This is a genomic window from Ideonella sp. P3_A4, from assembly GCF_056403075.1.
On record NZ_JBFUGE010000843.1, the window covers coordinates 1 to 2,173 of the forward strand.

Genomic DNA, 2,173 nt, shown 5'->3' on the forward strand with positions numbered 1-2,173 from the left:
GCACCGGCGTGCAACATCTCGACCGCGCAGCAGGCCAGGCCGAACGTCATGGGCCACAACGAACCGGTCTTGGACCAGTTCACCAGCGTGTCGACCGAGGTGGTGACAAAGCCTTCTTTCAGAACGCCTTCGATACCCATAGTTTTTCCAGTGCCTCGAGGCAGAGCGAGCCGAATGACGGGCTCTGTTACTCCCAGTCGAGAGCGCCCTTCTTCCATTCGTAGACGAAACCAACCACCAGGATGGTGAGGAAAACCATCATGGCCCAGAAGCCCGGCGCACCGATGTCCTTCAGCGAAACGGCCCACGGAAAGAGAAAGGCGATCTCGAGGTCGAACAGGATGAACAGGATCGCCACCAGGTAGTAGCGAACGTCGAACTTCATGCGTGCGTCTTCGAAGGCTTCGAAGCCGCATTCGTAGGGGGAGTTCTTCGCGGCGTCGGGCCGGTTCGGGCCGAAGATGAAGCCGATGATCTGGGGCAGCACACCGACCGCCGCACCGACCAGGATGAAGAGGATGACGGGGAGGTAGGGTTGCAGGTCCATGGTCGGGTGTCCAGCAGTCGTCAGTTGTCCCATCCGGCCACGAGAAAGGCGCGCCGCCCGACGGGTGTTGCGGTCTTGCCGCTCACCCTCGAACTCAGCGCGCCCAGCTCATTCCCTGCTTGGCTTCAGGGCGCCCAACCAGGCGCCGGATGAGGGCCTGGCCGATTGATCCTTGGTGCCGACGGCGAGACTCGAACTCGCACAGCTTTCGCCACTACCCCCTCAAGATAGCGTGTCTACCAATTTCACCACGTCGGCACGTGCACTTTGCGAAGCAGCATTGCGCGCCATCAGGTGCACGTTGCAAAGACCTTCGCGTTKCTGTTCAGCTTGCATGAGGATAGCTTGCTGAACAGCCTCAGATTCTAGCCTGATTGTCAGGCTGTTCCCAGGGTTTTGCCGCATCGCGACAGGACACTTATGCGTTCCTGATGCGACACGAAACCCATGCTCACTGCGTCGGGATGGCCGGCGCCGAAGAAGCAGCGGGCGCAGGCGCGGAGGCCGCAGCCGACGCAGCGCCAGAAGCCGACACCGCAGCCGGGGCTGCGCGATCGAGCACGCTGCCGCCAGCGTCTTCACGCGACCCACCACCGTTCGACAGGAAAGCCAAGCCGAGGGTGGCCACGAAGAAGACCGCGGCGCAGACCGCCGTCGAGCGCGACAGGAAGTTCGCGCTGCCGGTGGCGCCGAAGAGGCTGCCCGACGCACCACTGCCAAAGGAGGCGCCCATGTCGGCGCCCTTGCCGTGTTGCACCAGCACCAGGCCGATCATCACCATGGCGGACAGCATTTGCACGACGACCAGCAGGTTCAACCAGATTTGCATGTTGTGAAGACTCCGAAAAACTCAATGCGCCGACGCGAGGGCTCTTAGCCCGCCGCGCGGCAGATGGCGACGAAATCCGCCGCCTTCAAGGAAGCGCCGCCGATCAGGCCGCCGTCGATGTCGGCCTGGGCGAACAAGGTGGCGGCGTTGTCGGGCTTGACACTGCCGCCGTAGAGGATGGGCATCACATCTGCGTGCGGCGTGGCCGCGTGCAGCTGCGCGCGCAGCAGCGCATGCACGGCTTGCGCTTGCTCAGGCGTCGCGGTGCGGCCTGTGCCGATGGCCCAGACCGGCTCGTAAGCGACGACCATTTCGCCGACGCAGTGGCCCAGCGTGTGGATCACAGCCGACAGCTGGCGCTTGACCACCGCATCGGTCTCACCGGCTTCGCGTTGCGCCAGCGTTTCACCAACGCAGACGATGGGCGTCACGCCACGGGCCAGCGCAGCCTTGGCCTTGTCGGCCACCAGCTGGTCACTTTCGGCGTGGTAGGCACGGCGCTCAGAGTGGCCGACGATCACATAGCGGCAGCCGAACTCATGCAGCATGCCGGCCGACACCTCGCCGGTGTAGGCGCCTTGCTCGTGCATCGAGCAGTCTTGTGCGCCCCAGCGGATGTCGCTGCCGGCCAGTGCCACGGCCGTTTCAGACAGGTAAGGGAACGGCACGCAGACGGCCACGTCGCAGACAAAAGGCCGCGCCGCGACGATGCCGGCCAGCAACTCGGCATTGGCCGAGTGGTTGCCGTGCATCTTCCAGTTGCCTGCCACCAGTTTGCGTCTCATCTTCTTTGACTC

General features: G+C 63.9%; 3 protein-coding genes, 1 tRNA gene and 1 pseudogene. All 5 read right to left on the reverse strand.

Annotated features, from left to right (window positions below; translation table 11 throughout):
• A pseudogene (locus AC1DYI_RS33465) lies at nt 1-218 on the reverse strand (NADH-quinone oxidoreductase subunit B); the annotation flags it as partial.
• Entirely contained in the window at nt 188-547 is a 360-nt protein-coding gene (locus tag AC1DYI_RS33470) for an NADH-quinone oxidoreductase subunit A (protein ID WP_477208419.1), read from the reverse strand. The gene AC1DYI_RS33470 and the pseudogene AC1DYI_RS33465, both read right to left, overlap by 31 nt.
• A gap of 173 nt (nt 548-720) precedes the next feature.
• Nucleotides 721-805: transfer RNA gene (locus tag AC1DYI_RS33475), tRNA-Leu, on the reverse strand.
• A 193-nt stretch (nt 806-998) separates the two neighbouring features.
• Nucleotides 999-1,376, reverse strand: coding sequence for a preprotein translocase subunit SecG (gene secG / locus AC1DYI_RS33480; RefSeq protein ID WP_477208420.1), 378 nt, complete (start codon nt 1,374-1,376; stop codon nt 999-1,001).
• Between the two features lie 44 nt (nt 1,377-1,420).
• Nucleotides 1,421-2,161: a triose-phosphate isomerase gene (gene tpiA / locus AC1DYI_RS33485; protein WP_477208421.1), complete on the reverse strand. Its 741-nt coding sequence runs from the start codon at nt 2,159-2,161 to the stop codon at nt 1,421-1,423.
• Between the last annotated feature and the right edge of the window lie 12 nt (nt 2,162-2,173).

Coding starts and splice junctions, on each gene's coding strand:
- AC1DYI_RS33470 (WP_477208419.1), bottom strand. CDS start 547: ATGGACCTGCAACCCTACCTCCCCGTCATCCTCTTCATCCTGGTCGGT.
- secG (WP_477208420.1), bottom strand. CDS start 1,376: ATGCAAATCTGGTTGAACCTGCTGGTCGTCGTGCAAATGCTGTCCGCC.
- tpiA (WP_477208421.1), bottom strand. CDS start 2,161: ATGAGACGCAAACTGGTGGCAGGCAACTGGAAGATGCACGGCAACCAC.